Raw genomic sequence first — 24,217 nt, forward strand, 5'->3', positions numbered from 1 at the left:
GTGCCGGGCTCCCTGATCGATCGCCATCCCCCCTGTGCGAGATCAGGTGACGGTGGCGGGGACACCCCCCTGCTCCCCGCCACCACCAGCCCCAACCATCTCGCCTCTTGGCTAGCCTGTCCGGGTGAATCACGGACACGGCCATTTCGGCCACGGACACGGCCACGGGCAGGACGAAAGTCCCATCCCACTCGGACCCATCGCCGCGAAGATCGTGGTCGGCCTGCTGGCTGCGATCGGTCTCCTGGTGCTCTTCGGCACCGCCCTGTTATGGCCGAGCAGCCGTGCCGTGGACATCCCCGCCCCCTTTCAGACGAGTAGCGGCGGCGCGGTCGTCACCGAAGCCGGAACGGTCGTCGAGCAGAACACCGGCCCGTGCGGCAGCGCGTCCTTCGGGCGCGTCTTCACCGGTGAGCCGTCCCCTCCCTCGAGCAACGCCTTCGACTGCGAACGCAGCATCGTCGCCATCGAATCCGGTCCCGACGACGGTGCCCGGACCCTCCTCGAGGTGATCCCCGGCCCGGGTCAGCCCGATCTACAGGCCGGCGACGAGATCCGTCTCGTCCGCCAGACCGATCCGGCGGGCGCCACCCAGTACTCCTTCTACGACTACGCCCGCGGCTTCCCGCTCGCCCTGGTGGTCGCAGTGTTCGCTGTCGTGGTGGTCGCCATCGCCCGCTGGCGCGGTCTGCGGGCCCTGATCGGCCTGGTGGTCGCGTTCGGTGTGCTGGTGGTGTTCATGCTCCCGGCGCTCCTGGACGGCAAACCCGCCGTGCCGGTCGCACTGGTCGGCGGTGCACTGATCCTCTACGCGGTGCTGTATCTGGCGCACGGTGTGAATCTGAGGACCAGTTCGGCGCTGCTCGGCACGCTCGCCTCGATGGTCGTCGCGGCCCTGCTGTCCTACGTCGCGATCCGCATGACACATCTGACCGGTCTGTCGGAGGAACAGAACACCGACGTGCAGCTGTACATCGGGCACGTCTCGATCTCGGGCCTACTGCTGGCGGGATTCATCATCGGCTCGCTCGGTGTGCTCAACGACGTCACCATCACGCAGGCGTCGTCGGCCTTCGAACTCGCCGGGCTCGATCCCGAGTCGTCACGTCGTGAGATCTTCTCGGCGGCGATGCGCGTGGGCCGCGACCACATCGCCAGCACCGTCTACACGCTCGTCCTCGCCTACGCGGGCGGCGCGCTGCCTCTCCTGCTGCTGTTCTCGGTGGCCGGGCGGTCGATCACCGATGTGATCACGAGCGACGCCGTGGCGATCGAGCTGGTCCGCGCATGCGTCGGCGGCATCGCGCTCACGTTGTCGGTGCCGCTCACCACGGCGATCGCCGCCGTGCTCGCGCGTACCGACGCCCCCGGACAGCAGACGGGTGGCCGGCACGCGCGACGCGCGTGAGCGGGTGACTCAGGGAAGCCGGATCTGCGGCAGCGGCGGCAGCTCGATCGTCGGCAGCGGCGGCAGCGTCGGGACCGGCACTCCCAGCCCCGGGATGGTCGGAGCCGGAGCGGGCGGAGGTTCGGGGGCCGGCGGAACCGGGCGCGGTGAATGGGTGGTCGGAGCCGGCTCCTGCTCGACCGTGGTGGTCGTGGTGACCTGCGTGGGCGCTACCGCCGGCGCGGGATTCTGCCGCGGCGCGTTGGTGGTCGTCGGGATGTACGACTGGGTGGGGCTCGTCTCGTCGGTCGACGAACTCGTGAAGCCGGTGCTCAGCGCCACGCCGATGACCGCGACGACCGCGAGAGCCGTGCCCGCGATCCCGGCGCCGGAGATCTGCCTGCCGCTGACCGACGGACCGCGACCGGCCAGCGACGACCACCACGGCTTCTTCGCGTCGGCGGACTCCGCGCCGGTGGCGGCAGCCGTGGGCGCAGCGGCCGCGGCGGCGACGACCGGGATCTGCTCGGTGTCGGCGCTCGTCGACGGGGGCTGACCCGGCACGATGCGCGTGAGGGTGCTCACCGGTTGCGAGGTGGCCGGTTGCGCGGCGGCCAGGGCCCCGCCCTTGGCGAGGACGAGTTCGGGCTCGTGCGGCACCACCAGGGGCAGGCCGAGCCAGGAGCGCAGCACCTCCTGCACGAGCGGGATGTGCGCGCCGCCGCCGAGCAGGACCACGGCCTCGGGGTTGCGACCGGCACGGGAGATCACCTGGTGCACGAATTGCGCCGACGACTCGACGCACTGCGCGATGAGCGGATCGAAGGTCTCGCGCGACATGAGCACGACCCCTGCCGCGCCCGGCACGGCCACGGTCTCGCTCTGCGAGAGCTTCTCCTTGGCCTCGCGGCACTGGGCCGACAATTCGTCGTCGGTGGCGGGGTCGTCGGGGCGCCACACACCGTTGGTGTCGAGCTGGTGGTCGCGGATCACGTTGTCGAAGACGCGGCCGCCGATGCTGTCGGTGCGTTCGGCGAGCACCTCGCGGGAGACGAGGTCGACGACGGTGACGGTGAGCCCGGCGTCGCCGAGGTCGTAGAAGACGGCGGTGTTGCTGCCGAGCTCGCCGGTGGCCTGCAGATAGGTGACGGCGGCTTCGGGTTCGGAGACGAGCAGGTAACGGTCGATGTGCTCGACGGCCATTGCCGCGCGCAGGCGCTCGCCCTGGGCCTGGTCGCGATAGACCAGTCCCACCCGTTCGATCGGATCGCCCGCCACACCGGTCTGGAAGAGCACCCCGAGGGTGCCTGCCGCCAGCCGCGCCGGATCGTCCTTACCGGTTTCGACCACCTGGAACTGGAACCCCGCCGTCGGGGTCGTTCGATCCACCGGCCGCACCACCCGAACGGCGCTCTCCCCCACGGTCACACCGAGAATAGAACTCATCAGCCGCCTTCGACGTTGGATGCGCCAGCCGCGTCAGCTTCCCCCGGCGCCCGAAATCACCGACGATGGTACAGAACGTTACCGGCGGGTCACGAGGGCCGTTCGTATGACGTACGCCGGGACCGAGCACCCCGGAGATGGCTCCTGAGCGCCTGGATAGCGTCTCCCATAGGATCGCCGAATGCGGATTCTCTATGTGTGTACCGGAAACATCTGCCGATCACCCACCGCAGAGAGGTTGACCACCGCATACGCGGCCGAGGCCGGTCGCGAGGACCTTTCGGCGCACAGCGCCGGCACCCGGGCGATGGTCGGTTACGGCATGGAACCCACCGCGGCACTCGTGTTGCAGCAGCTCGGAGGCGATCCGGACGGATTCGCTGCGCGTCGGATCACCCCGCCGATCGCGGAGGACTCCGACATGATCATCACGATGAGCGAGCGGCACCGCGCCAAGGTCATCCAGCTCGCACCGCGCAGGATGCGGGTGACGTTCACGCTGCGCGAGGCCGCCCGGCTGCAGAACGCCACCGGTGCGCGGACCATCGCAGAACTGACGACGGCCCGGGCGCAGATGTCTGCACCCGGGCCGGAGGACATCGTCGACCCGATCGGCCGAGACGAGGAGACGTTCGTCACGGTCGGATCCGAGATCGCCGATCTGTTGCTACCTCTCCTCGCCGCTCTCCGAGCCTGAGTCGTTCACCGGGCGTCGCGGTGCGTGCACCACGGGTCGCGACAGCGGCTCGGCGGCGGAGTACGCCTGCGGCGCCTGGTAGGGCTCGCTGCCGTATCGCTCCGATGCCGGCTGCGGCGCCGGCGGGAACTGCTCCGCAGCGCGGTAGTGGTAGGCGTCGTTGCTCGGCGCCGGGTGGGCCTGCGTGGCCGGCGGCTCGACATGATGCTGACCGTTCTGCGGCCGGCCCGGTCCCTCGACGGGTGCCGACGCGGTCGTCTGAGCCTGCGCAGCCGGCTGGGCGGCCGGTGCGGTCGGTGCCGGCGCTCCGACACGCTGCGTCGCCGGCGTGCTCGTCTGGGCGGCTGCCGGAGCAGCACCGTCCTTGTCGGAGCTGTAGTAGTAGCGGTATTCGTAGGCCGTGCCGCGTCCCTTGGTCGGGGTCAGCGCCAGGATCGTGCCCAGCACGGGCGCGTTGACCGCCCGCAGGTTGCCGACGGCCCGCGCGAACTGCTCGCGGGTGGTCTTGCCGTAACGCGCGATGAGCAGCGCACCGTCGGCGATGTTCGTGAGGATCGCCGCGTCGGTGACGGGCAGCAGCGGCGGCGCGTCGATGATGACGTAGTCGAAGCGCGACCGCAGGTCCTCGACGACCTCCCGCGCATGCGCGGAACCGAGCAGCTCGGACGGGTTGGGCGGCAGACCGCCGGCCGCGAGCACCCACATGCCGTCGAAGCGCGTCGGCTGGAGCACGTCCTCGAGTGCAGCCGTGTGTGCGAGCACGTTCGACAGGCCGGCGTCGCCGAGCGTGCCGAGGTACTTGGTCACACGCGGGCGGCGCAGGTCGGCTTCGACGAGCACGACGGAGTGACCGGCCTCGGCGAGCACCAGGGCCAGGTTGACGGCCGTGGTGGTCTTGCCCTCACCGGGCAGGGAACTGGTGATAACGATCGCGCGCGGCGGGTTGTCGACCTCGAGGAACTGCAGGTTGGTCCGCATCTCCCGGTAGGCCTCGGCGTCGCCGCTGTTGGCGTCCGCGAACACGATCGCCGGCTCTTCGTGCCGGGCCTTCTCGAGCGGGATCACACCCACCACACCGGTGCCGGCGAGCTCCTCGACGGCGTTGCGGTCCTTGATGGTGTTGTCGAGGCGATCGCGCAGCACCGCGAGGGCGATGCCGAGCAGCACACCGACGGCCAGACCCAGCGCGACGTTCCGTGTGGTCTTCGGCGTCACCGGCGCCGACGGCGTGGCCGCGTACTGCTCGACCACCACGCGGGCGGTCGGCGGGCCACCGTCCTCGGGGGTCTCCAGTTCGCGTGCCATGACGACGAACTCGTCCGACAGTGCGTTGGCGAGGTCGCGGGCACGCTCGGGCGACTCGTCGGTGACGGCGGTGTCGATGAGCACCGTGTCGGGGGTCGACGAGGCGGTCACCTTGCCGGCGAGATCGACGGCCGACATCTCGCCGAGACCGAGCTTGTCGAGGGTGCGCTGCGCGAGGGTGGTGCCCTCGAGCAGTTCGGTGTAGGAGGTGACTCGCTGCTGCGAGAACAGGTTGCCCTGGTAGATCTCCTGCACCGACGCGCCCGACGAGGTCGACACGAACAGGCGTGTCTTGGCTTCGTACTGGGGCGTGGTCAGCAGGGAGGCGCCGAGGGCGGCAAGAACCGCCACCACCGTCGTGACGGCGACGATCTTCCACCTCGCCTGCAGAATTCGCAGGTAATCATGTACTTCCATCAGGGCGTCTCCCTCGTTGCGGTAACACTGCGTGCGCACCCGGCGGGCGCGGTGTGGGGGTCGTCGTGGCGCTCGAGCACGCTGTCGAGCACCGGGCCGATCGCACGCACCGCGTCCGCATCGGCCAGTTCCGAGTGCGTGAACGGCACCGGATGTTCGACGACGAGACCGCGCACATATCGCTGCCAGGTGGCGGCGAGATCTGGGTGCCGGTCGAGATCGGGTTCGGCGACCACCAGGTCGATGTCGCCGTCGTATTCGCTGAGGGTGTGTCGGCGCACCGCGTCTTCGACGGCCTGCGCGGCGGCGTCGGTGCGGCGCCGGACCTCGGCGACGAGTTCTTCGGGCAGCCCGGCGATGTCGGGTACGTTCTCTGCCGTCGGGTGGGGCTCGGCAGGCACAGTCTCGGGCGTGAGCGTGTCGAGCAGCACTACCGCACCGACCTGCTCTCCGTGCTCGCGGAGCTGCACGGCCATCTCGTGTGCGATGGTGCCGCCCACCGACCAGCCCAGCAGGTGGTAGGGACCATCGGCCCTCACCTTACGGATTTCGGCCACATACCGCGCGGCGAGTTCGCCGATGCTGTCCGGAATGTCGTCGAAGCCCGTTGCCTGGAGACCGTAGAGGGTACGGCCGTCGAGATGCTGCGCGAAACCGGCGTACATCCATGCGAGTCCGCTGATGGGGTGCACGCAGAACAACGGCGGCTTCTCGTCACCGCGACCGGCGATCTCGACGAGGCTGCCGAGCGGGTCGCGTTCGTCATTACTGCGGCCGTGGTCGATGCGACCGGCGAGCGACGCGAGATCCGGGCTGGTGAACAGCCACTCGACGGGAACGTCGGCGCCGAGCTCGTCGCGCAGTTCACCGGCGACGGTGACGGCCGCGATGGAACTGCCACCGAGGTCGAAGAAGCTTCGGTCAGCAGAGATCTCGTCGATCGGCCGGTCGAGGTGGCGGGCGAACACCGCGGCGACGGTCTGCGCGATGCGTCCCTGCGGCGCCACATATGGTTCGTCGACGGCGGTGTCGGGGGCGGGCAGCGCCGCGCGGTCGACCTTGCCGGACGCCATCAGCGGCAGTGCGTCGACGACGGTGATGCTCACCGGCCGCAGGTGACGCGGCAGGTCGGCGACGAGCGCGCGACGCAATGCTGCCGTGTCGGGTGCGGTGCCGGTCTCGGGCTGGATATAGGAGACGAGCACGGTGTCGCCGTCACGTCCGGGATGCGGAACGGTCACGGCCGCCGCGACTCCCGGACGGTTCAGCAGCGCGGCGTCGACCTCGGCGGGTTCGATGCGGATGCCGTGGATCTTCACCTGGTCGTCGATGCGGGCCACGTGATCCAGTACCCCGTTCGGCAGGATCCGAACCAGGTCGCCCGTGCGGTACAGCCGCGACCCGCCGTCGTCGAACGGGTTCGCGACGAATCGGGTTGCGGTGAGTCCGGATTCGTAGCGGTAGCCGCGGGCGGTGCTGTCACCGGTCACGTAGAGCTCGCCGACGGTGCCGCGCGGCACGGGGTGCAGACGCGAGTCGAGCACGTAGGCGGTGGCTCCCGCGACAGGCGTGCCGATGCTCGGCTTCTCGTCATCGGTGAGCGGCGCGGAATACGAGACGGCGACGGTGAATTCGGTGGGTCCGTAGCCGTTGACGATCCGGTGCCGCGACCAGCGGCCCACCAGTGCACCGGGTAGGGTCTCACCCGCGGCGACGATCGTCGTCGGCTCGAATGCCTCGGGGTCGAGGGTGCCGAGCACGGTGGGCGTGAGGTTGAGGTGCGTGACGCGCTCGTCGACGATCAGCTCCTGCAGGGGTTCCCCGGCGAAGGTGTGGTCGGGGGCGATCACGAGGGCGCCGCCGTGCGCGTGGGCGGAGAGCAGTTCGAAGACCGCGGCGTCGAAGGTGTGCGAGGCGACCTGCAGCACGCGCGATTCCGGGCCGAGGTCGAGCAGGGCGGTCTGCACGTCGAGCAGCGCCGCGAGCCCACGGTGGGTGACGTCGACGCCCTTCGGTGTGCCCGTGGTGCCGGACGTGTAGATCGTGTAGGCGAGGTCGTCGGATGTGACTACGGGACGCGGGGGTTCGACGGCGTCGAAGTCGATGCTGCGGTCGGCGGTGAGGTCGAGCCACGTCACGTGGCCGAGTTCGCGGTAGCCGACGGTCAGGCCGATGCGGGCACCGGAGTCGGTGAGGATCGCGGCGCTGCGCGCGTCGGGCTGGGTGAGGTCGACGGACACCCATGCCGCACCGAGTTTCGTGATCGCCCATACGGCGAGCGGCCAGTACTCGCTGCGCGGCACGGCGATCGCGACGAGGTCTCCGCGTCGCACGCCGTGGGAGGCGAGCACGGAGGCGATCTCGTCGGCGCGGGCGTCGAGTCCGCCGTACGTCCAGACGACGGTGCCGGAGCGCACCGCGATGCGTCCGCGATGCTGCTCGACGGCGGTCGCGAAGATCTCGGGCAGGGTGCGCGGCGCGACGGCGGGAGCCGACAGCGGTGCGGGCACCGGCACGGCGAGATCGCCGACGGCACGCTCGGGTTCGGCGAGGGCCGCGGCGAGCATCGCCACGAGGTCGGTGAGCATCGCGTCGCCGGTGGTGTCGTCGAACAGATCCGTCGCATAGACCAGGCGCAGGTCGAGTCCGGCCTCGCGCTCGACGAGTTCGACGACCACGTCGAACTGCGCGGCCGGTTCCCCGGCGTCGGTCTCGGCGATCTGCACATCCGGCAGTTGCGGCAGCACCTCGCCGGCCTCGACGCGGTGCGTGAGCAGCACCTGGAAGAGCGGGCTGTACGACGGGTCGCGGCGCGGCGCGAGACGGGCGACGACCTCGTCGAACGGCACGTCGGCGTGCGCGAGCGCACCGAGATCGGTGGCCCGCACGTCGCGCAGCAGGTCGGTGAACGGACGCGACGGGTCGACGGCGGTGCGCAGCACGACGGTGCCGACGAACATGCCGACGAGCCGGTCGAGGCGGGCATCCGTGCGACCCGCGATCGCCGTGCCCACGGCGATGTCGGTGCGTCCGCTGCGACGCGCGAGCATCGCGGCGAGCACCGCGTGGACGAGCATGAACACGGTGACGTCGTGGCTGCGCGCGACGTCCCGGAGGCGACGGTGGGTCTCGGTGTCGAGGGTCGAGACGATCTGCGCGCCACGGTGGGTCGGCCGCGCGGGACGCGGCCGGTCGGCGGGCAGCGGAAGCGGGCTGTCGGGCAGGCCGGCGAGTGTGGTTGTCCAGTAGTCGAGTTGGCGCGCGGCGACCGAACTCGGGTCGGTGGCGTCGCCGAGCAGTTCGTGCTGCCAGCGCGCGTAGTCGCCGTAGGTGACGGGCAGCGACTCGAAGACCGGCGCTTCTCCCCCGCGACGCGCGGCGTAGGCGACGGCGAGATCGGTGAGCAGCGGACCGACGGATGCGCCGTCGAACGCGATGTGGTGCACGGCGGCGGCGAGCACCCAGCGGCCGGGTTCGACGTCGAACAACCGGATCCGCATCGGGGCCTGCGTCGTGATGTCGAAGGGCGTGGTGATCGTGGCGGTCACGGCCGCGGCGACGTCCTCCGGCGCGGAGTGTTCGAGCACCGGCGGGTCGACGGGTACCTGCACGTCGTCGGTGAAGGCGGTGCGCAGCACGCGGTGGCGGTCGACGACATCGCTCACCGCGACGGTGAGAGCGTCGACGTCGAGGTCGCCGCTCAGCGTCAGCACGACCGGCACGACATAGCCGGCGGTGCCGGTCTCGGCCCGCGCGACGATGCCGAGGCGGCGCTGCGCGGGTGCGATCGGTGCCGGGGTGTCATCGTCGTAGTGCCGCAGCGCGACGCGCTGGTCGTCGCCGGATTCGATGCGGGCAGCGAGCACGGCGAGCGTGGGGGCGGCGAGCACCTCGCGCACCGGCACGTCGGTGCCGAACGTCTCGCTCAGTCGCGCGGCGAACACGACGGCCGACAGCGAATCGCCGCCGGCGGTGAAGAACCCCCGGTGCGCGGCCGGGCGAGCACCGAGCACGTCCTCGGCGACGGTGACGACGAGATCCTCGGCATCGGTGAGCGGCCGGTCGAGGGCCGCGTCGTCGTCGAGTGCGGCGGCGTCGTGCAGTTCGAGCGCGGCGACGTCGAGCTTGCCGTTGGACGTGAGGGGCAGCTGGTCGAGCGCGTGCACGCGGGTCGGCATGCGGTGCGGCGGCACGACGAGCGCGAGTCGCGCGGTGATGTCGTCGGCCGACAGATCCGGTCCGGCCGCGAACGCGACGAGCGTGCCGCTCACCGCGACCACCGCTGCCTGCCGGATACCGGGCTGGGCGAGCAGCGTCGCCTCGAGTTCGCCGGGTTCGATGCGCACGCCGCGCACCTTGAGCTGGCGGTCGGTGCGGCCGAGATAGCCGAGGGTGTCGTCGACGCGGCGGTGGACGCGGTCGCCGGTGCGGTACATGCGGGCACCACCGGGAGCGGCCACGAAGCGTTCGGCGGTGCGCGCGGGGTCGTCGAGATATCCGGCGGCGAGGCCTTCACCCGCGAGATACAGCTCGCCGACGCCTCCGGCGGGCACGGGACGCAGGCGCGCGTCGAGCACGTGGGCGACGGTGCCGGGCACGGGCTTGCCGATGCTCGGGCGGGTGCCGGGTTCGATGTCGACGAGGGTCGCGACGATCGTGGCCTCGGTCGGTCCGTAGGCGTCGAGCATCACGCGGCCGTCGGCCCAGCGCGCGGCGAGCGACGGCGACAGCGATTCGCCTCCGGAGGCGACGACCTTCAGGTCGGGCAGTCCCTCGGGGCCGAGGGTGCCGAGCACCGTGGGGGTCGACAGGTAATGGGTGATGCGCTGTTCGGCGAGGTAGCGGTGCAGGTCCTGCCCGGCGTAGACGTCCGGGGGTGCGACGACGAGCGTCGCACCGGTGGTGTGGGCGAGCAGCAGTTCGAGCAGCGCGGCGTCGAACTCGGGTGAATAGCCGTGCAGCACGCGGTCTCCGGGCTCGACCCGGTAACGCTCGGCCACTTCGGCGGCGAGCGGGGCGAGTCCGCGGTGCGTCACCGCGACCCGCTTCGGGGTGCCGGTGGAGCCGGAGGTGGACACGACGTAGGCGGTTCCGGGCAGGCACGTCTCCCCTGCCTGCCGCGAATGCGTGAAGGCCGCACCGGTCTTGGTGATGGCCCACAGGGTGCGGATGTAGTCGACGCTGCGCGGTGCGTCGATGCGCACGATCTTCCCGTCCCGCGCGCCGTCGGCCCGCAACTCCTCGGCGAGGGCGTCGGACTGCTCGTCGAGTTCGCGGTAGGTGAGCGATTCGCCCTCGCCGCGCAGGGCTTCCCGGTCGGGATGGGCGGCGGCGGTGGCGCGCAACATCTCGGCGAGTGTGTGTGCCGGGGCCGGTTCGCCGCCGTCGAGGGCGGCGGCCGGGGCATCGACGACCACTTCACCGATGGTCCTGTCGGGTGCGCTCGCCAGGCTGCCGAGCAGCGCGACGAAGCGGCTGACGAGCAGTTCGGCTGTGCGGCCGGCGAAGCGGGAGGCGTCGAACACGAGCGTGCCGATGTAGCCGTCGGGGCGCGGGGCGAGCGTGAACTGCAGGTCGAACTTCGGTGTGTCGTCGAGGACTTCGCGCGCCTCGACGGTGAGCTCTCCCAGGCTGATCGGGTCGATGCCGAAGTCCTGCAACGCCAGCGCGACCTGCGGTGCGCCGCTCTGCCGCTCCGACAGCAGCTGCTCGTAGGGCACGGCGACGTGGTCGAAGGCGGCGACGTCGAAGTCGCGGACCTGGCCGAGCAGCCCAGCGAACGACATGTCGGGGGCCACGCGGGCGCGCAGCACGAGGGTGTCGAGGAACGGGCCGACGAGGTCTTCGAGCTGCGCCCAGCGGCGTCCGCCCACCACGGCGGCGACGGCGATGTCGTCGCTGCCGCCGAGTCGCGCGAGCAGCACCGACAGCGCGGCGTGCAGCACCATGAACTCGGTGGCGCCGTGGGCGCGGGCGAGGTCGGCGAGCGCGTCGCGTACGTCGGTGGGCACGGTGAAGTCGACCCTGCGCGCACCGGTTTCGGTTCCGGTGGCGTCGGCGGGCAGTTCGGTGACGGTCAGTCCGTCGAGGGCGCGCCGCCAGTGCTCGAGGTCGCGTTCGGGGATGCCGCGTTCGGCTTCCCACAGGGCGTAGTCGGCGTACTGCAGCGGCAGCGGTTCCCACTGCGGGGCCGCACCGTTCACGCGGGCGAGGTAGGCGATGGTGAGGTCGCGCAGCAGCGGCCGCAGCGACGTGCCGTCGGCGATCGAATGGTCGACGTCGAGGTGCAGCACGTGCTGGTCGGGGCCGGTGCGTTCGAGTCGCACGCGCCACCGGTCGCTGCGCGGCGCTTCGTGGACCTGCTGGTACACGCCGTCGCCGTCGACGATGTAGTCGGTGCGCAGGATCTCGTGGCGCAGCGCGACGTCGCCGAGGGCGGCCTGCAGGGCACCGAGGTCGAGCGGTCCGCTCAGGTTGACCTCGCTGCGCAGCCGGTAGGCATCGGGGGCGAGCGAACTCAGTCCCCACAGGCGACGCTGGGCGCGGCTGAGCGGGATCCGTTCCGGTCGCGGCGACACGGCGACGGGTCCGGCGTCGGTATCGAAACCACCGGCGTCGAGGGCGGCGGCGAGTGCGTCGACGGTGGGGTTCGCGAAGACGGTGCGCAGCGGCACGTCGGTGCCGGTCTCGTCGCGCAGGCGTCCGACGAGGACGGTCGCGAGCAGCGAGTTGCCGCCGACCGCGAAGAAGTCGTCGGTGCGTCCCATCGTGGTGCCGTCGCCGAGGACGTCGCCGATGATGCGGGCGACGAGTGCTTCGGTCCCCGTGCGGGGTTCGCTGCCTTCGCCGCCGGCAGGTTCGGGCAGGGCGGCGGCGTCGACCTTGCCGTGGGAGGTGAGCGGGATCGCGGCGAGCGGCACGATCGCGGTGGGCACGAGGTGCGCGGGCAGGAGGGTGCGCAGCTGCGCTCGCAGGTCTGCGTCGTCCAGGTTATTGCCGTCGAGGTTCTCGCCGGTGACGTAGGAGATGAGGCGACCGCTGCGCACGAGGGTCACGGCCCGCTCGACGCCGTCGAGAGCGGTGAGGGCGGTGTCGATCTCGCCGGGTTCGACGCGCACGCCGCGCAGCTTGATCTGGTTGTCGCTGCGGCCGACGAATTCGAGGGCGCCGGTGCGGGTCCAGCGCACGAGGTCGCCGGTGCGGTAGCGACGGCCGTCGGGTCCGGCGACGAACCGCGAGGCGGTGCGCGCGGCGGCGTGACGGTAGCCCGACGCGAGTCGCGGTCCCGAGACGTACAGTTCGCCGACCACGCCGGCGGGCACGGGACGCAGTCGCTCGTCGAGGACCTCGACGGTGACGCCGCGGACGGGGGTGCCGATGACGATGTCGTCGCCCGGTCGCAGGGGTTGCGAGTTGGTGACGAACATCGTGGCCTCGGCCGGGCCGTAGCTGTTGATCAGGGTGCGCCCGTCTCCCCAGCGGTCGACGATCTCGCAGGTGAGCCGGTCGCCGCCGAGCACGAGCGTGCGCAGGGCGGGTAGGTCGCGCACCGGCACGGTCGCGAGCGTCGACGGTGTCATCACCGCGTGAGTGATCGCGGCGCTGTCGAGCAGGTCGCCGAGGGCAGCGCCACCGTAGCTGTCGGCGTCGGCCACCACGAGCGTCGCGCCGGAGATGCCGGCGGTGAGCATCTCGAGCATCGCGGCGTCGAACGACGGTGCCGCGACGTGCAGGACGCGATCGCCCGGGAAGGCTGCGAGGTATTCGCCGATGTCCTCGGCGAACGCGCTCGCGGCGCGCTGGGTGACGGTGACGGCCTTGGGGTGTCCGGTGGTGCCGGAGGTGAAGACGAAGTAGGCGGGGGCGTCGGGTGCGGGATCGACGACGTCGGCGAGCGGTTCCTCGTCGTCGGAGGTCACCTCGAGCCACCGCACGGTCGCCGGAAGTGTCGGCGCTTCACCGACTCCCACGTGCACGTCGGCGAGCATCTCGGCCAGGCGCGCGGTGGGGGCGGCGGGGTCGACGAGCATGGGTGCGGCGCCGGCGCCGATGATGCCCCACACGGCGAGCACGGATTCGAGCGAGCGCGGGTAGGCGCACGCCACCGGATCACCCGGGCGCACCCCGGCGAGCTGGAGACGCGCGGCGAGAGCGTCGGAATAGTAGAGCAGTTCGGGATACGACAGTTCGCGGTCGCCGTCGACGATCGCGAGTTCCTCGCCGCCCGCAGCCGCGCCCTGCGCGAGCCACTGGCGCAGCCACCGGGGTGCGCCCGGCACAGCGCCGACAGTGGGCAGGCCGGCGTCGCCGTGCAGGTCGATCTCCCCGACCCGCACGTCCGGATCGGCGACGGCCGCGCTCAGGATCGTTCGCAGGCGGTCGGCGTAGCCGGCGACGGTGTCGGCGTCGTACAGGTCTGTGCTGTAGAAGAATTCGAGGTCGATGCCGTCCTGCTGCTCGGTGACGGTGACCTGCACGTCGACGTTGACCGTTTCGGTGTCGACAGGCGCGGCGGTGACGTTCAGGCCGGGCAGCGCGAAGGTCGACGCGACGGGTCGTGCCTGCGACAGCGCCACCTGGAACAGCGGGTGCCGTGCTTCGCTGCGGGCGGGCTGCAGCTTCTCGACGAGCGTCTCGAACGGTGCGTCCGGGTTGCTGTAGGCGGCGAGGTCGCGGCGGTGCACCTGCGTGAGCAGGTCGGTGAAGGTGGCGTCGGGGTCGACGTCGGTGCGCAGCACGAGGGTGCCGGCGAACATGCCGACGACGTCGTCGAGCTGCGGGTCGCCGCGACCGGAGACGGCGGTGCCGATGGGGATGTCGCGACCGGCACCGTGCCGCGCGAGCAGCGCCGCGAGCGCGGCGTGCAGCACCATGAACACCGTCGCGTGACCCTCACGTGCCAGCGTGTGCAAACCTCGGACGAGGTCGACGTCGAGCGAGACGGTATGGGCGGCACCGTGTCCGGTGGGCTGTGCGGGGCGTGGCCGGTCGCCGGGCAGGGTCACCTCGTCGGGCAGGTCGGCGAGTTCGCCCAGCCAGTACGGGATCTGCTCGTCGGCGACGCTGCGCTGCCACCGCGCGTAGTCGGTGTACTGCACGGGCAGCACCGGCAGTTCGGGGGTCGCGCCGGTGAGGCGGGCGTCGTAGGCGACGGCGATGTCGCGCAGCAGCGGCGTGAGCGACCAGCCGTCGGCCGCGATGTGGTGCAGGACGACGAGCAGCACGTGCCGATCCGGTGCCGTCCGGTACAGCCGCATGCGGGCCGGGGGTTCGACGGTGAGGTCGAATCCGGTGGTGGCGTAGTCGCGGACGAATTCGTCGAGGGCGTCCTCCGGCACGGCCACCGGGTCGAGATCGGGGCGTGCCGGGGGCAGCACGGTGTACTCGTCGGCGGCCGGGTAGACGGTGCGCAGTGTGCGGTGCCGTTCGAGCACGTCGGCCACGGCGGCGGTGAGGGCATCGACGTCGAGGGTCCCGTCGAGCCGCACCGCGAAGGGCAGGTTGTAGCTCGGGGACGCCGGGTCGAAGCGGTTGATGAACCACAGGCGCTGCTGCGCCGCCGACAACGGGGCGGGTGCGTCGGGGTCGGCGACGAGACGCGCACGGCGAGAGGGCTTATCGCTTCCACTGGTTATGTGTGAAGTTAGGGCTGTAATGGTCCGGTTCTCGAAGATGTCTCTCACGGTGACGTCGGCGTCGAGCACGTCCGACAGGCGACCGGCGAGGCGCGTGGCGAGCAGTGAGTTGCCACCGAGGTGGAAGAAGTCGTCGTCGGCGCCGAGGGTGCCGGAGGTGATGCCGAGCAGTTCGGCGCACACGTCCGCGACGAGTTCCTCGACCGGTCCGTGCGGTGCCGCTCCCCCATCGGCGGTGACGTCGGGGGTGGGCAGCGCGGCGCGGTCGAGCTTGCCGTTGGCGGTGAGCGGCAGCGCGTCGAGAGCCACGGCGGCCGACGGGACGAGGTAGTCGGGCAGGCTACGTCGCAGGTCGCACAGGGCCGCGGTGGCGTCGCCGCCGACGAGATAGGCGACGAGGCGGTCGTCGCGCAGCAGCACGACGGCCTGGCGCACGCCTTCGCTGCGCAGCAGGGCGGCTTCGATCTCGCCGGGTTCGATACGGTAGCCGCGCAGTTCGATCTGCTGGTCGGCGCGACCGAGATAGTGCAGCGCACCGCCGGCGTCGCGGCGGCCGAGGTCGCCGGTGCGGTAGCGGCGGGTGCCACCGGGAGCGGCGACGAAGCGGGTCGCGGTCTGGCCGGGGCGTCCGCGATAGCCGCGCGCGAGTTGGTCTCCGCGCACGTACAGTTCGCCGATCGCACCGGGCAGTGCGGGTCGCAGCGACGAGTCGAGCACGTCCACGGCGAGACCGGGCAGCGGCGCACCGATGCCGGTCGCGGTGGCGTCTCCGGAGGTGACGTGCACGGTGGTCTCGGTGATGCCGAACATGTTGACCGCCCGCACATGCGGATGACGTTCGGCCCACGGGCGCACGCGCGCGGGGTCGAGGGCTTCGCCGCCGAAGATCAGCAGCCGCAGGTCTTCGAGCGGCGCGTGATCGGTGGCGGCGAGCTGGTAGAAGGCCGTGGGGGTCTGGTTGAGCACCGTCACCCGGTTGCTGGTGAGCACGTCCACGAAGGCGGCCGGGTCGCGCACGGTGAGGTGGTCGATCACCACCACGGAAGCGCCGGTGGCGAGCGGTGCCCACATCTCCCACACGGAGAAGTCGAAGGCCGGCGAGTGGAACATCGTCCACACGTCGTCGGCGCGCAGTCCGAACTCGTCGACGGTCGCGGCGAGCAGCGACAGCACGTTGCGGTGCGTGACCTGCACGCCCTTGGGGGTTCCGGTGGAGCCGGAGGTGTAGACGATGTAGGCGCCGAGATCCGCGACGAGCGGGAAGTCGAACAGGGCGCCGTCGTCGAGGCGGCCGGCCACCTCCGGGTCGTCGAGTCGCAGCGTCGGCACGCGGACGTCGGTGAAGTCGTTGTCGGTGACGACCAGCGAGGGCTGCGCGTCGTCGAACAGGACCTGCAGTCGCGTGGCGGGATGCGTGACGTCGACGGGCAGGTAGATTCCACCGGCGCGGGAGACGGCGAGGATCGCGACGACCAGCTCGGGGGTGCGCGGCAGCGCGACGGCGACGACGTCCTCGGCGGTGACGCCGCGTTCGCGGAGGAGTTTGGCGAGCGCGCCCGAACGCGACCACAGCGCGCCGTAGCTGAGGGAGTACCCGTCCCCCACCACGGCGACGGCCGCCGGATCGTCGGCCACGCGCTGCGCGACCAGCTCGGGCAGCGACTCTGCCGAAAGTTGTTGCGCGACGCCGACGGGGGTGAGGTCGGCGTCGCCCAACTCGATACCGCCGACCGACACAGCCGGGTCGGCGGTAACGGCATCGAGGATACGCACGAACCACGACTGCCACTGCGCAATCGTGTGCGAATCCAAAAGTTCGTCCGCGTACGTGAGGACCGTTTCCAAACCGGCGGGTACACCGGTCTCGGAACGGCGTTCGCGGACGGTCAGTTCGAGGTCGACGCGGGCCGTGCCCACCGGGATTTCGCGGATCGTCGTGGAGCTGCCGGGCAGCGTGAACTCGTCGAGCGAGAACGACTCGTACGCCAGGATGACCTGGAACAACGGGTGGTGCGCGTCGGTGCCGGCACCCACCGCGTCGACGATCCGATCGAACGGCACGTCGGCGTGAGCGAAGGCGTCGAGATCGGCGCGACGGGTATCGGCGAGCAGGTCGGCGAAGGTGCGGCGCGGATGCACCCGCAACCGCAGCGGCACGGTGCCGACGAACATGCCCACCACGTCGTCGACCGCGGCGTCGCTGCGTCCGGAGACGGGCGTGCCGATGGTGACGTCGTCAGTGGCGGCGAGCGCCGACAGCAAGATCGCAAAGGCCGCGTGCATCACCATGAACGGCGTGACGTCGTGGGCGCGGGCGAGCTTGTCGACCGCGGCGTGCAGTTCGGCGGGGATCGTGAAACTCGCGCGACCCGCGGTACCGGTGGTCGCCGCGCTGCGGGGACGGTCGGTGGGCAACGCGAGCAGCGGCGACGCGTCGTCGAGGGTCTGCTTCCAGAAGGCGAGCTGCCGTGCCGCGAGGCTGTCGGGGTCGTTCTCGTGGCCGAGCACGGCCCGGTGCCAGCGCGCGTAGTCGCGGTAGGTGACCGACGGTGCCGGCAGCTCCGGCGTCTCCCCGTCGCGGTGGGCACGGTAGGCAGCGACGGCGTCACGTCCGAGCGGCAGCAGCGACAAGCCGTCGGCGGCGATGTGATCGATCACCACGGCGAGCACGTAGCCGGAGTTTGTCCGATACAGCCGGGGGCGGATCGGAAGGTCGACGGTGAGATCGAAACGCGCGCGAGCGAATTCGGTCAGCTCCGCATCGAGATCGGTGCCGGCGTCGACGGGCTCGAGGTCGAGCGTCACCGTCGGCAGCACGTGCTGGCGTGGGCCGGACGGGCTGTCGGGGAAGACCGTGCGCAGCGATTCGTGGCGGGCCAGCACGGTGGCGGCGGCCGCGCGCACGGCGTCGAGGTCGGTCTCGGCGTCGAGGTCGAGCGCGAAGGCGATGTGGTCGCCGCCGTCGATGCCGTCGGCCACGTCGAACCGATTGAGCAGCCACATGCGCTGCTGCGCCGGTGCGAGCGGGGCGTCGCTGTCGTCGTCGATGTGCACGAGCGGCAGGTGCTCGCCGGTGGGTTCCTCGGCGAGCAGGTTCGCGAGTTCGGCGACGGTGGGGTGCTCGAAGATGTCGCGCACACCCACCCGGCGACCCGCGACTCCCCGCAGACGCGCGGCGAGCTGGGTCGCGAGCAGCGAGTTGCCGCCGACGGCGAAGAAGTCGTCGGATCCGGCGACGCTCGGCAGGTCGAGCAGGTCGGCGACGACACCGGCGACGAGTTCTTCGGTGGCGCTGCGATATCCGTCGGTGCGGGTCGCGGCGACCTCCGGTTCGGGCAGCGCGGCGCGGTCGATCTTGCCGGTGCTGGTGAGCGGGAACGCGTCGAGCACGGTGACGGTCGCGGGCACCATGTGCCGGGGCAGACGCTCGGCGGCCCATTCGCGGATCTCGTGCGGGTCGAGGCGGCCGTTGCGGCTGTGCACGTAGGTGGCGAGGGTGTCGCCGCGCACCACGGTCACGGCGGTGCCGATGCCCGGGTGGGCCTGCAGGGTCGCGTCGATCTCGCCGAGTTCGATGCGGAAGCCGCGGATCTTGACCTGATGGTCGCTGCGGCCGACGAATTCGAGGGCGCGGTCGTCGTCGTGTCCCGTCCAGCGGACGAGATCGCCTGTGCGGTAGAGGCGTCCGGTGTCGAACGGGTTGGCGACGAACCGGTCGGCGGTGAGCGCGGGTGCGTCGAGATATCCGCGGGCGACGCCCTGTCCCCCGAGATACAGCTCGCCGGTCACACCCTCGGGCACGGGCCGCAGGCGTTCGCTGAGCACCACCGCGGTGACGCCGACGAGGCCGGTGCCGATGGTGAGCCGGTCGCCGGGTGCGAAGGGTTCGCTCGACGTGGCGAGCACCGTCGTCTCGGTGGGTCCGTAGACGTTGAGCAGGGTGCGGCCGGGTGCCCAGCGTTCGGCGGTCTCGACGGGCCATGCCTCGCCGCCGATCGCGATGGTGCGCAGGGCGTCGAGTCCGGTGGGGTCGAGTTGGGTGGGCACCGAGGGCGTCGAGAACCAGTGGGTGATGCCTTCGGTGCGAAGCAGTTCCACGAGTTCGTCGCCACCGAACAGGTCGGCGGGTGCGACCACCAGCGTGCCGCCGGAGGTGAGCGCCAGGACGTATTCGAGCACCGCGCCGTCGAAGGCGGGGGTGGCGAAGTGCAGCACCCGTGCGTCGGTTGCGGTGTCCGAGATGGTGGGCAGGTCGAAGCGTTCGACGAACGACTGGGCGAGCGGGCCGAGTCCGCGGTGCGAGACCACCACGCCCTTGGGCCGGCCGGTGGAGCCGGAGGTGTAGACGACGTAGGCGGTGTTGTCGACGTGCAGCGGCCGCACACGATCCGCGTCGGCGATCGGGCGGGTGTCGCCCTCGACCGTGAAGGCGATCGGCTCGACCCCGTCGGGCAGCGCGACGTCGCCGTCGACGATCGCGTACTGCGCGCCGGACGCGCCGAGCAACTGGGCGATGCGTGCGGCGGGCTGGTTGGGGTCGACGGGCACGAAGGCCGCGCCACTCAGCGCGACGGCCGCGGCGGCGAGCACCGACCGCGTCGACCGCGGGAGCACGACGGCCACGCGGTCTTCCGTACCGATGCCCCGCTCGATCAGCGTCCACGCGAGCGGGCGCGCCGCGGTGCGGATCTCGACGGCTTGTCCACCGGGTTCGGTCACGCAGGTCGGCGACCGGTCGATGATCTCGGCGAAGGTCGCCTCCGGGCCGGGCTCGGCCGGTTCGACGGAAAGCGTGCCGAGGTCGAGATCGCCGGCGGGCAGCGACGGATGCTGCGCGACCTGCTCGAGCACTCCGCTCAGGCGGGTCACCCAGCGGGCGATGGTGTCGTCGTCGAACAGTTTCGTGTCGTAGACGAGGCGGCCGGTGAGCGATCCGTCGCGCAGTTCGCGCAGCGAGATCTCGAGGTCGAATCGTGCCTGCGACGAGGCGATCTCCTGCGGTCGCACGGTGAGGCCGGGCAGTTCGAGGTCGGGCACGTCCACGTTGTCGTAGGCGAGCATCACGTGGAAGGGCGAGAAACCGAGGGCGTCGACGACGTAGTCGAACGGCACGGTGGCGTGCGCGAAGGCGTCGAGGTCGGTGTCGCGGGCTTGCACGAGCAGCGACGTGAAGGGCTGCGCCGGGTCGACATTCGTTCGCAGGGTGACGGTGCCGACGAACATGCCGACGAGCGCGTCGAGGTCGGGATGGTCGCGACCAGCCGTTCCGGTGCCGATGGCGATGTCGTGGCCGGAGGTCCAGGCGGCGAGCCACACGGCGACGGCGGCGTGCACGGCCATGAAAGTGGTGGCGTCGTGCGCGGCGGCAACGGACCGCAGTGCCGCGACCTGCTCGGCCGGCACCGTGAAGTCCACGGCCGCAGCGGGACCGAAGCCACCGTTGCGGGGACGGTCGGTGGGCAGCGGCGCGGCGTCGGCGAGGCCGTCGAGTGCGCGTGTCCAGTAGTCGATCTCGCGACCGGCGCGAGTGTCGGGCGCTGTCGGATCGCCGAGGCGATCGAGGTGCCACTGCGCGTAGTGCCGGTAGTGCAGCGGCAGCGGCGTCCACGCGGGCGCCTCCCCGGCCGTGCGGGCGAGGTAGGCGGTGGCGACGTCGGCGGTGAGCGGCACGAACGACGCACCGTCGAGCGCGATGTGATGTGCGACGACGGCGAGCACGTGCTTGTCGTCGGCGAGTCGCAGCAGGCGGATCCGGAACGGGATCTGCGCGGTGAGATCGAACGGTTCGGCTGCCCACTCGGTGATGAGCGCTTCGACGTCGCCGGCGGCCGCTTCGGGTTCGAGAGCGAGGCCGGCGACGGCACGGTCGAGCGGCAGCACGTCCTGCACCGGGCCGTCGAGTTCGAGGCGGAACAGCGTGCGGAGGGTTTCGTGCCGGTCGAGGACGTCCACCACCGCGGCCTGCAGCGCCGGCAGGTCGAGTGCGCCGTCGAGGTGCAACGCGAACGGCAGATGGTAGGCGGCCGGGTCGCCGTGTGCCCGGGCGAGCAGGAACAGTCGGCGTTGCGCGGGGGCGAGCGGCGACGGCCCGGTGTCGGGGGTGACGACGGGGCGCGATTCCGATTCGGGTCGCGTCGCCGCAGCGGCCGCCAGTCGGGCGACCGTCGGGTGGGCGAACACGTCGCGCAGCTGCACGTCGCGGCCCAGTGCGGCACCGAGACGGGCAGCGAGTTGCGCGGCACCGAGCGAGTGACCGCCGAGCGCGAAGAAGTCGTCGTCGGCGCCGATGTCGTCGATGCCGGTGAGTTCGGCGAACAACTCGGCGACGATCTTCTCGGTCGGGCCGTTGGGCGGCCGCGATCCGACGGCCACGGCGCGCTCGGGTGCGGGCAGCGCGCGCCGGTCGACCTTGCCGCCCGGCGTGAGCGGCAGCGCGTCGAGCACCGTGATCGACGACGGACGCAGATAGGTGGGCAGCTCGTCGGCGAGACGGACGGTGAGGTCGGCGGGGTCGACGTCGCCCACGATGTAGGCGGCGATGTGCTCGCCGTGGACGGTGACGGTCGCGGCCTGCACCTCGTCGAAGGCGACGAGCGCGGCTTCGATCTCGCCGAGTTCGATGCGGTAGCCGCGGATCTTCACCTGCTGGTCGGCGCGGCCGAGGAATTCGAGGTGGCCGTCGATGGTCCAGCGGGCGCGGTCACCTGTGCGGTACATGCGGCCACCGAACGGTGAGGCGAGGAAGCGTTCGGCGGTGAGGGCCGGTGCACCGAGGTAGCCGCGCGCGACGCCCGGTCCCCCGAGATACAGCTCGCCGATCACGCCGGCGGGCACGGGATGCAGGCGGGCATCGAGGACGACGGCGGTGGTGCCGTCGATCGGCCGGCCGATCGGCACGCCCGTGCCGGGCTGCAGCGGGTCGCTGAGCGTCGCGAGGATCGTGGTCTCGGTGGGGCCGTAGGCGTTGAGCATGGTGCGGCCGGTGGACCAGCGGTCGGCCACGGCCTGCGGCAGTGCTTCGCCACCGGCGTCGAGAACCTGCAGGTCGGGCAGGCCGTCATCGGGAGTGACGGCGAGGATCGCCGGTGCGGTGATCGCGTGCGTGACGGATTCGTTGCGCAGCAGGGTTGCCAGCGCCGGTCCGCCGACGGCGTCGGGCGGGCAGATCACCAGAGTCGCGCCGGCGTCGAAGGCCAGGAGCAGTTCCTGCAGCGACGCGTCGAAAGACGGCGACGCGAGGTGCAGCACGCGCGACGTCTCGTCGGCGCGGTAGCGATCGCGCAGCGTCGACACGAGCGCCGACACACCGCGATGGCCGACCGCGACGGCCTTCGGGGTGCCGGTGGAACCGGAGGTGTGGATGACCCACGCCGTGTTGTCGACGTGCAGCGGCCGCAGGCGATGCTCGGCAGTGAAGGTCTCGCCGGATCCGTCGGCTCGCGGCGCGAGGCGGGTGACGTGCTCGGGCAGCACCGGATGGTCGTGGGCGACGGCGATCCGCACGTCGCGCAGCACCTGCTCGAGGCGACGGGCGGGAAGTTCGGGGTCGAGCGGGGTGTAGGCGGCGCCGGTCTTGGCGACGGCCCACAGGGCGACCACCGAATCGATGGAGCGGGGCAGCAGTACCGCGACGCGCTTTTCGGGTCCGGCACCGGCCGCGACCAGCGCATGAGCAAGCGCATCGGAGCGAGCGTCGAGTTCGCGGTAGGTGATGCTGTCGTGTCCGTCCACGACGGCGACGGCGGCGCTCGCGGCGTGGCGGGTGAGGACGTCGGGCAGCAGTTCCGGCTCGGGCGCGGTGCGTCCGCGGGCGGGAGCCAGGCCGTCGAGTTCGGCTGGCTCGGCGAGGGCGAGATCGCCCACCGCGACGCCCGCGTTCTGCACGAACTCCTTCAGGAATCCGCGGAAACGGCTGTGCAGCGACGAGAGGTGTTCGTCGCTGTAGAGATTGGGGTTGGCCTCGAAATCGACGCGCATCGTGCGGCCGGCGACGCCCGGGTAGACGTTGACGGCGAGATCGTCGATCGGACCGCTGGACTGGTGGTGGTACTCCCCCGTCACGTCGCCGAAGGCGATCTCGGGATGGAACATCATCAGATTGACCGTGGGGCCGAACGGACTCGCCGCCTCGTCGCGGGAGCGGCCGAGGCTGCGCAGATCCGCGAGCATGTCTTCGTACCGATAGCGCTGGTGGCGCAGGGTGCTGCTCAGTTCCACCTGCACGTCGCGGATGAGTTCGACGGGTGTGGTGGCCGAATCCACGCACAGGCGCAACGGCACGACGTTGGCAAGAACGCCTGCGGACCGACGCAACGCGGCAGTGGTGCGCGCCGAGACGGGCAGGCTGAGCACGACGTCGACCACACCCGTCGTCCGGGCGAGGAACGCGCCGAACGCGGCGAGGACGATCGGCACGTCGGTGGAGTTCGCGTCGTGGGCGAGCGCCGAGACCGCGGCCGCGGTGTCGGCGTCGAGTTCGGAGTTCGCCCGGCGCGCCGGCACCCCGAGAGGCGCTTCGTGGTCGACGAACGACACGGATTCGGGCAGGTCGGCGAGGCGCTCGAGCCAGTGCTGGCGGTCGATGTCCTGACGCTTCGAACCCACATAGGCGGCCTCGACATCGAGAATGTCCGCAATCGGCATTGCCTCGAGCGGCGGCGCCTCGGAGCCGGAGACCCACGCCGAATACAGCTCGGCGGCGCGGTTGAGCATGTTGACCGCGCCCTGCCCGTCGAGCGCGATGTGGTGGACGTAGCTCGACAGGAAATAGCGGTCGTCCGCGATGCGCAGCACGGTAGTGGCGATGAGCCGGTCGCTCAGCAGGTCGAGGGGCTTCGTGTACTGCTCGGTCATCCAGCGATGAGCTGCAGCTTCCGGGTCCTTCTCGGACCGCAGGTCCAGATAACGCGGCGCGTCCTCGATATCGGGGACGACCTTCTGGAACGGCTTGCCGTCCTGTTCGACGAGCACGAGAGTGCCTGACTCGACCTCGCGCGCAGCCTGATTACAGGCGTCCCGAACCAGGTCCGCGTCGAGATCGCCACGGAACTCCACGTATTGCGCCGTGGTGAACGGTATGTCGGGATTCAGTTGCTGCGCGAACCACAGGCCCCGCTGACTCGGGGACAGCGGAAGTAGATGCACCACGCTCCCCTCGTCCTCCCGACACAATTCAGGACACGGGAAGTGCAGAACCCTCCCCTGTCATGCGATCGTGGACGGAGCCTCCCAACTCCACGGTCACGATCACCGTGCAGAAGTTTACTTACAGTCACTGTTACCCACCACTTGAACGGTTGGCCAGATCGAAATCGGGTTATCGTCTCGAGC

5 protein-coding genes are annotated in these 24,217 nt (G+C 71.1%); 2 read left to right on the forward strand and 3 right to left on the reverse strand.

The genetic code is table 11. The annotated features are described in order from the left end of the window. Nucleotides 1-124 precede the first annotated feature (124 nt). Complete coding sequence (locus A5767_RS13340) at nt 125-1,408, forward strand: YibE/F family protein (RefSeq protein WP_064852480.1); 1,284 nt, start codon at nt 125-127, stop codon at nt 1,406-1,408. Nucleotides 1,409-1,417: 9 nt separating this feature from the next. Here the strand turns inward: A5767_RS13340 and A5767_RS13345 are convergent, their stop codons facing one another. Next, complete coding sequence (locus tag A5767_RS13345; protein WP_033096243.1) at nt 1,418-2,833, reverse strand: Hsp70 family protein; 1,416 nt, start codon at nt 2,831-2,833, stop codon at nt 1,418-1,420. A gap of 181 nt (nt 2,834-3,014) precedes the next feature. Between A5767_RS13345 and A5767_RS13350 the strand changes: the two genes are divergently transcribed. Then, the gene (locus A5767_RS13350; protein ID WP_024101937.1) at nt 3,015-3,530 is read left to right on the forward strand and encodes an arsenate reductase/protein-tyrosine-phosphatase family protein; all 516 of its coding nucleotides are present in this window, start codon (nt 3,015-3,017) and stop codon (nt 3,528-3,530) included. On the opposite strand, the gene A5767_RS13355 is transcribed toward A5767_RS13350, so the two are convergent. Continuing rightward, the gene (locus A5767_RS13355) at nt 3,501-5,252 is read right to left on the reverse strand and encodes a polysaccharide biosynthesis tyrosine autokinase (RefSeq protein WP_064852492.1); all 1,752 of its coding nucleotides are present in this window, start codon (nt 5,250-5,252) and stop codon (nt 3,501-3,503) included. The two genes, A5767_RS13350 and A5767_RS13355, sit on opposite strands and share 30 nt — an antisense overlap. Then, nucleotides 5,252-24,031, reverse strand: coding sequence for an amino acid adenylation domain-containing protein (locus tag A5767_RS13360; RefSeq protein ID WP_442978760.1), 18,780 nt, complete (start codon nt 24,029-24,031; stop codon nt 5,252-5,254). The genes A5767_RS13355 and A5767_RS13360 overlap by 1 nt, the downstream gene beginning before the upstream one ends. Nucleotides 24,032-24,217 lie beyond the last annotated feature (186 nt).

Origin of the sequence: Rhodococcus sp. 852002-51564_SCH6189132-a (assembly GCF_001665495.1) — a bacterium.
Lineage (GTDB): Bacteria > Actinomycetota > Actinomycetes > Mycobacteriales > Mycobacteriaceae > Rhodococcus > Rhodococcus pyridinivorans.